The 7,202-nt window shown below is 66.5% G+C and carries 6 protein-coding genes and 3 pseudogenes; 4 read left to right on the plus strand and 5 right to left on the minus strand.

Features of this window, described 5'->3' with window-relative positions; all coding sequences use genetic code 11:
• Window positions 1–189 precede the first annotated feature (189 nt).
• Window positions 190–513, plus strand: a pseudogene (locus tag ACZ7M2_RS51345) (IS701 family transposase); the annotation flags it as partial.
• A gap of 24 nt (window positions 514–537) precedes the next feature.
• Here ACZ7M2_RS51345 and ACZ7M2_RS51350 read toward each other — a convergent pair.
• Window positions 538–828 carry a hypothetical protein gene (locus ACZ7M2_RS51350; RefSeq protein WP_471601195.1) on the minus strand — a complete coding sequence of 97 codons (291 nt, stop codon included), beginning with the start codon at window positions 826–828 and terminating at the stop codon, window positions 538–540.
• Between the two features lie 181 nt (window positions 829–1,009).
• A pseudogene (locus tag ACZ7M2_RS51355) lies at window positions 1,010–1,231 on the minus strand (IS5 family transposase); the annotation flags it as partial.
• Window positions 1,232–1,519: 288 nt separating this feature from the next.
• Here ACZ7M2_RS51355 and ACZ7M2_RS51360 point away from each other — a divergent pair.
• Together ACZ7M2_RS51360 and ACZ7M2_RS51365 are read left to right on the plus strand one after the other, a co-directional pair.
• Window positions 1,520–2,332 carry a class I SAM-dependent methyltransferase gene (locus ACZ7M2_RS51360; RefSeq protein WP_471601196.1) on the plus strand — a complete coding sequence of 271 codons (813 nt, stop codon included), beginning with the start codon at window positions 1,520–1,522 and terminating at the stop codon, window positions 2,330–2,332.
• A 115-nt stretch (window positions 2,333–2,447) separates the two neighbouring features.
• Window positions 2,448–3,256: pseudogene (locus ACZ7M2_RS51365) on the plus strand (transposase family protein).
• 173 nt (window positions 3,257–3,429) lie between these two features.
• Here the strand turns inward: ACZ7M2_RS51365 and ACZ7M2_RS51370 are convergent.
• From ACZ7M2_RS51370 to ACZ7M2_RS51380, 3 genes are all read right to left on the minus strand, one after another.
• The gene (locus tag ACZ7M2_RS51370) at window positions 3,430–3,639 is read right to left on the minus strand and encodes a hypothetical protein (RefSeq protein WP_471601197.1); all 210 of its coding nucleotides are present in this window, start codon (window positions 3,637–3,639) and stop codon (window positions 3,430–3,432) included.
• A gap of 166 nt (window positions 3,640–3,805) precedes the next feature.
• Complete coding sequence (locus ACZ7M2_RS51375; protein WP_471601198.1) at window positions 3,806–4,846, minus strand: hypothetical protein; 1,041 nt, start codon at window positions 4,844–4,846, stop codon at window positions 3,806–3,808.
• 264 nt (window positions 4,847–5,110) lie between these two features.
• On the minus strand, window positions 5,111–5,521 hold the full coding sequence (locus tag ACZ7M2_RS51380) for an organic hydroperoxide resistance protein (protein WP_471601199.1): 411 nt from the start codon (window positions 5,519–5,521) through the stop codon (window positions 5,111–5,113).
• Between the two features lie 142 nt (window positions 5,522–5,663).
• Between ACZ7M2_RS51380 and ACZ7M2_RS51385 the strand changes: the two genes are divergently transcribed.
• Window positions 5,664–6,578 carry an AraC family transcriptional regulator gene (locus ACZ7M2_RS51385; RefSeq protein WP_471601200.1) on the plus strand — a complete coding sequence of 305 codons (915 nt, stop codon included), beginning with the start codon at window positions 5,664–5,666 and terminating at the stop codon, window positions 6,576–6,578.
• Window positions 6,579–7,202 lie beyond the last annotated feature (624 nt).

Here is a 7,202-nt window from a genome sequence, read left to right on the forward strand (position 1 = left end):
GTGCCGCGTTCGTCCTCGGTGGCCCTGGAACCGGTAGGAGTCGGTTCCGGTCTGGATCAGCGTGCGGCAACGCTGGGAGCACGTCCGGCGCTGTGACCTCGCCGCCCGGCTGCGGGCCGAGATCGAGGGCAGCGCGTAACCGTCGAGCAGCACCCTCGCGCTCACTCCTCGCCCTCCCCGTCCTCATCCGAGGAGACGTTCCAGGCCAGCAAGGGCCTGACCGGTCTGGACGGGCACCAGGTCCGCCGCTGGACCTCGTGGCACCGCTGGGTCACCCTCGCAATGCTCGCTCACACTTTCCTTGCCGTCATCGCTGCCACCGAACGCCGCGACCGACCCACCCCGAACGGCCTGATCCCCTTGACCAGCAACGAAATCCAGCACCTGTTCGCGGCCCCGATCAGCCCGGTCCACGACCTCGCACACCGTCTGAGCTGGTCACACTGGCGACGCCAGCACCGAGCCCGCGCACGCCGGTGCCATTACCGCAGGCAAGCCGCCGCCCGGACGTGAAGATCAAGATCTACGCCTGGAGTACTACTGGCTCGTCAGACCATCGCGCCATCGTCGAGCGGCTTCAGGCTGGTCCTCACGCGCGTGAGGAGCCGTCTCGATGAGATGCAGGAGGACCGGGGCCACGCCGAAGCATTCGTCGTCGCCGAAGCAGTCCGCCAAGGCATGGGCCTCCTCATCGGTCACGGGTCGCTCAATAAGATCCAGAAGAGCTCCCGCGCGTTCGACGGCCTCCTCAAGAGCCTCGTCGGGCTCGCCGTCCTCGGACGGGAGTTTGCCCAGGGCGGTGAAGTCAGCAACCTCCGGACGGATCACGGCACATCCTTCCTACCATTGGGGTGAAGCCGCCGTGGCGGCCTCACCGCAGGCTATCGGGACGGGAGGCCTTCTCATCCGTGATCACGATCTACGGATGGAGTACTCACTCCAGCCGGACTTCTGTATTTCTCCTGGTCAACGGCCTGGCGGTGGGGAGTGTAGCGGGGGTTGGGCATGCTCGGGATGAATAGGCCTTGTCGCCCCGCACCCGCAGCGGGCGAACGCGCGGCCGTCCCGGTCCGGGACGAGGCACCCGTATGCCCTGCAGGATGGCCGTGAATTGCGGGCTGTCACCTCGTTGCCCAGCGGTGACCAGCAGCGACAGTCGCCGTTGACCTTGTTCGCACGCGAGGTGGATCTTGGTGGTGAAGCCTCCCCGAGACCGGCCCAGAACGTGGTCTTCAGGCTCATCACGGGACCAGCCCGTGAACGCCTCGTTGGAGGCGATGGCAATACTGCGAGAACCTCGACCTCCGGCGCGAACTCGCCCGCCGCAGCTTGCCTGGGCAGCCGCCCTCGTGAGCCAGTCGACGGGCGCGGAAGATCAACGCTGCGTTGGCGGAGCTGTCCCCATACGCGCATCCGGAGTGGGATTTCAAGAGCCGATCGACCTGGACATGGCCACTGGTTGGTTGGCGAGTCCGACAGCGTAGTGGGCCAGTCCCGCCTCCGTGTATCGTCCGGACTCATGGGTGACCTGGCAGGGCGCTGGCGGGAGTTGAACAAGGCGTACTGGGACGAGCGGGTGCCCATTCATCTGGGCGCGGACTTCTACGACATGGAAGGGTTCCGGGCCCGGCCCGATTCGCTCAAGGACTTCGAGACAGCCGAGGTGGGGGATGTCAGGGGCAAGCGCCTGATCCATCTGCAGTGCCACTTCGGCCGGGACACGCTGTCGTGGGCGGCACGAGGAGCCCAGGTCACCGGGCTGGACTTCTCTCCACCCGCGATCGAAGCGGCTTCACGATTCGCAACCGATCTCGGCATCGACGCACGCTTCGTGATCGCGGACGTCTACAACGCGGTCTCAGCGGTCGAGGGGGAGACCTTCGACATTGTCTACGTCAGCTTCGGGGCGCTGAACTGGCTTCCCGACATCAGTCGCTGGGCATCGGTGGTCGCCGAACTGCTCGCCCCAGGTGGACACCTGTACCTCGCGGAGTTCCATCCCTTCAGCTTCGTCCTCGACGACGGGACCGGAAGCACGGTCACACACGACTACTTCGATGAAGGTCCGGAAGCCTCGGGAGGCCCCGGTACGTACGCCGATGAGGCGGCAACAACCGAGGCCAACGAGACAGTCGAGTGGCGGCACAGTCTGTCGACCGTGGTCTCGGCGATCGCCGGAGTTGGGCTACGGATCCATTTTCTTCACGAGCACGACTACACCTTCTACCTCCAACGCCAGTCGCTTGAGCGCCACGACGGCGACATCTACCGGCATCCCGAGGGCGCTCCCCGCACTCCCCTCACCTACTCGATCCGCGCCGAGAAGGCTTGAGCCACTCGATCCAGCGCGGATCGGGTATGCGGGCCTCAGGCTCGAACAGACGTAAAGCCCCTGGTAGGACAAGTCTCACCACAAGATCGTGTCCGTAACCACCAAAGGCCTCACGTTGGTCATCTACGTTGCCACGCTCGACGTCCCTCGCCATGTCGTGGAGTACCTGTCCAGTCTGCTGGCCACGCACCGGCGGCGAATTGGCACTCCGCGCGGCAGCCGCGCGCTCGGCCCGTTCCGCCAAGCCGTGCTGGTGCTGCGCTGGTTCCGCGAGCGCGGATGCGTCCACTGCCTGGCCGCGACGCCGGCGTCTCCCAGGCCACGGGCTACCGCTATCTGCACGAAGGCATCGATGTCCTCGCCGCCCAGGCCCCGGACCTCCACCAGGTCCTGGACCGCTGCCGACGCGAGGGCATGACCCACGTGATCCTCGACGGCACGCTGATCGAGTCCGACCGCGTCGCGGGAGTCCGCGACAACGGCAACGACTTGTGGTTCAGCCAGAAACACAAAGCCTTCGGCGGCAACCTGCAGTTCTTGTCCGCCCCGGACGACACCCCGCTGTGGGTCTCCGACGCCGAGCCCGGCTCCACCCCCGACATCACCGCCGCACGCATCCACGCATTGCCCGCGCTGTACAAGGCCGCCGCCGACGGCCTGCCCACCCTCGCCGACAAAGGCTACATCGGCGTGGGGATCGGCATCGTTGTCCCGGTCCGGCGTCCGAAGGGCCGCTCCGAAAAGACCCTGCACGCGGACACACTCGCCACCAACAGCCTGATCAGAGGCATCCGTGCCCTCGGGGAACGCGCCGCAGCCGAGCTCAAGCAGCGGTGGCGCACTCTGCAGCACGTCACGCTCAGCCCCAGGCGGGTCGGCGACATCGCCCGAGCCGCCATCGTTCTCAACGGCATCCGGAAATGATCAACGCTGAGAAAACGTCAGTGACCTGATCTTTTCTTAGGATGCCTCTGCGGAGGAGATCGTCGACGAAGCCCTGAGATACCGACCGGTCGCACTCTGAGCTGCGAGCGGGGTGACGATGGCCGGCATCTGGCCCATATGCGTGAGATGCCAGGCTGGGCATAGTCGGCCGGTTAGCGCTGATTTCCGTCCCGGATCAGCTGTCGCTGGCTGGTGCGGGCCGCGTCGAGATCCTTCTGGAGTCGTTGGACCTGATCCTGCAGCGGTCCGAGTTGGGCCAGTTCGCGTTCGAGTCGCCGGTTTGTCTCGGTGAGTTCGCTGATGCGTTCGGTCAGTTGCCGGTTGCTGATCTGGTCGAGCTGGTGGCCCAGGTGTTGCTTCATGCTCACGAGGACCGTCAAGGCATCAGCCGCGGAGATCGAGTATCGGCTCGGCAACCTCGAAGGCATCGCCACACTCATCGCCAACTGAGACAACCCACGCCGCCGTCGTCTCGCTCAGCCCAGGGCGTCGCCCGTCAACGCCCCGGCCTCCACGGAGGCAAAAGGACTACTCAGTCGCGTCGGAGAATCTCACCCGCACCGCGACCACAACACCTGACGCGTCCAGGTCGGCCGACACGGGGAAGTAGCCGTCGCCCCAGCTCGTCATCGCACAAAGCAGTCGGGCATCGCCGACATCCACAGTTCCGGCCTCGACTTCAGAGGCGCGAACCTGTCGCATGACCTGCCAGTGATGGGAATGGGGCCGGAAGTCCACCATCATGCGGCGCCCGGTCTCCTCCTTCCAGCTCTGCACAGCGAGAGCCTTCTCCATCGCTTCCGCCACGGCCAGCCCAGTCCACCCGCGGACACCATCCTCGCCGGGTTCGCCCAGTTCCGAAGCTGCGAACGTCGCGGCGGCTTCCTCTGCGGCAGCACCCCAGAACGCGACGTCGGCCAAGCCGTCCACGGGCTCGTCGTGCTGCCAGACGTTCAGGGCATCGGCATCGCCGAATAGCACGCGGGCCCAGTCGACGCGGATGTCACCCAGCAGCACAGATGACTCCGCTGGGGCGTTGCTCATCCGAACCGATATCTCTGACCAGCGCGGCCCGACACCGTCTCCAAAGTCGACCCGCGAAGCGAGCACCGGCAGATGATGATCGCTGGGCACCCCTCCCACCACAACGACAGGCACCCCGAACATCAGGAAACTACCGCCGCCTTCAACAGCAGTGCGGCGCGCGCGTTGGGCATGTGGTTCGCGGTTCGGCAACGCCTCCAAGCGAGCGTCCAGACCAGCGGCCAGGCAGTGCTCTTGGAACATCCTCCCAAGCTCCACTGCCCGAGAGTCCGGGATGTCGTGGAGCATGGCACCTGGCTGCCGGTCGAAGCTGCGGGCCGCTGCCGAGGCGTCCGGGCCGACCACGGCAAAGTCCACCGAGTTGAGCACTTCGGCAGCCATCTCCGGGTCGTCAACGCCAAGCAGAGCAGGATCGATCTCCGCCGGAGACCGCTCTCCGCTCCACAACCCCAGATGACCGCCGTCAACGATGACCAGGGCCCCCGATGGGCAGCTGATCTCTCCGAGCCTGAAGATCTCTTCCATGGCGCGCGAGTCTACGATCGCCCCTCCGGCCGCCAGCATGCGCACCAGGACGATCCCGAGACATGAATGCCCGGACTTGAGTAGACGCATCGGCTCTCAGCGTCTCAGCCGAGTCTGGGCACTGCAGTTCAGGGCCCTGACATGCCCAGACTTATCTGAGACAGGACAGCGTTGCCCCGTGCCGTGGGGCAACCGGGTAGAACGACGCCACCTGGATCGCGGACTGTGGCGGTTGCGGTCCAGGTGGTGTTTAGCGGGCGGCGGTTACTCGGCGAGCAGCTCGACCGGGATGTTGCCGCGCGTGGCGTTGGAGTACGGGCAAACCTGGTGGGTGGCCTCGATGAGCCCGCGACCGACTTCCCGGGGCAGGCTGTCCGGTAGCTTCGTACGCAGGCTGACTTCGAGCTGGAAGCCGCCCTGCCCGTTGGGGACGAGGCCGACTTCGGCGGTGACCGACATGCCCGAGACGTCGATCTTCTTCTTCTGCGCCACCAACTGCATGGAGGTGGCGAAGCATGCCGCATAGCCCGCCGCGAAGAGCTGCTCAGGGTTGGTGCCGTCGCCGGTGCCGCCCAACTCCTTCTGGAGGGCCAGCTCGAGGTCCAACTTGCCGTCCGAACTGAAGGCGCGGCCGTCGCGGCCGGTCGCGGTCGCGACGGCGGTGTACAGACTCATGTCCTGCCCTTCTGGTAGACCGATCGGTCAATCTGCTTGGCGCACTCAGCGTATGGAGGTCAGGAGCCGCTCCCCATGGCTCACCGTCTCCGTTTCATATCTGATCGTCTCGTGCTTGGCAGTCTCGCGATACGATCTGGCGATGGACGTACTCAGCGATGCGATCGGCGTCATGCGTACGGGGCGCCCGCATTCCAGTGAAATCCGCAAGCGCGCTCCGTGGGGAGTGCGGGCCGAGCCGTTCTCCGGGACCGGCTTCCATGTGGTGCTGGAAGGGACCTGCTGGCTGATCCCGCCGGCGGGCGCCGCGATCGCCCTGAGCGTGGGCGATGTGGTGTGCCTTCCGCACGGCTGCGGACACGCTCTGGCCGACAGCCCGTCGACGTCCCTGACAGGCGCACCCTCGGCCTCCCTGCGGGAGCTAGCGCCGAGCGCCGACGACGGCGAGGGAGCCACGACGGTCCTGCTGTGCGGCGCATACACGCTCGACCAGACCCGGCCACATCCACTGTTCGCGGAACTGCCCGAGGTCATCCACCTTCCGGCACGTCTGGGCCACCGCACGCCGCTACATGCTGCCGTCAACCTGCTCGGCGAGGAGATCGCCAATCCCGACCACGGAACCGAAGCGGTCGTGTCGGCCCTGCTGGACATCATGCTGCTGTACATCCTGCGGGCCTGGCTCGACGAGCAAACCGACGACGGCCCGGCCACCGGGTGGGCCGCAACACTGCGCGATCCAGCGATCACCGCAGCACTGCGCCATATCCACCAGGAACCCGCCGGGCAGTGGACGGTCGAAGCGCTGGGCGCGAAGGCCGGACTGTCGCGCGCGGCCTTCTCCCGCCGGTTCACCTCGCTGGTCGGCAAACCGCCGCTGGGCTATCTGACCTGGTGGCGGATGACCCTGGCGGCGCAACTGCTGCGCGACAGCGACAAGCCGGTACAGACCGTCGCCCAGCTCACGGGATACACCTCCGAATTCGCCTTCGCCAAAGCGTTCAAACGAGAGCACGGCCTGGCCCCCGGTCGCTACCGCCAGCAGTCGCGGAGGTAGCCCGGTCAGCACGCCGTGACGACGACGGCCTCCTGTTGGACGCCATCCCGATCTGCCGCTGACCGCTCGAGGTCCGTATCGGGCGCCGATCTCCCCGGGTTCGTTACTCTCTGCCATGTCGCTCACGGAGATGCGGCCGTTGCTCCGCGAGTACCGGAGATCTCAACACCATGGTCGCAATCCGACAGTCGCCACAGCACGAGACCGTTAGAGCTGTGCGCGCTTCCTGTACACGCTTGTGCACCTTGACCTGTACGCCGACAGGGGTCACCGTCGCTCCTCCTTGGGGGAGGCCACGGTCGGTGGCAGCAGCTTGCCGTCGCTCTTGCCGGTACCGCCGCCGTCCGAGGGGATGGCGTTGCGACCCCGGGCGGCAACGATCGACCCGCGGGAGCGGACCAGACCGCCGGTCGACGGCCCGGACGTGGCGGGCGGGGGCGTGGCGGGACTCTGCGTGGAATCCTCCTGCTGGGCTGGTGGCCGGGCCCTGACGGCACGGCCGCGAACTCCCGCCCGTACAGCCACCCGGGACGCTCGCGATTACCCCGTCATGGGGCCCCCACGGTGGGTATGGTCGTTGGGCTGACGCTTCGTCATTCCACGAGAGTTCTGGGGGACTTGTGG

The organism is Streptomyces sp. NPDC111507 (assembly GCF_055638955.1).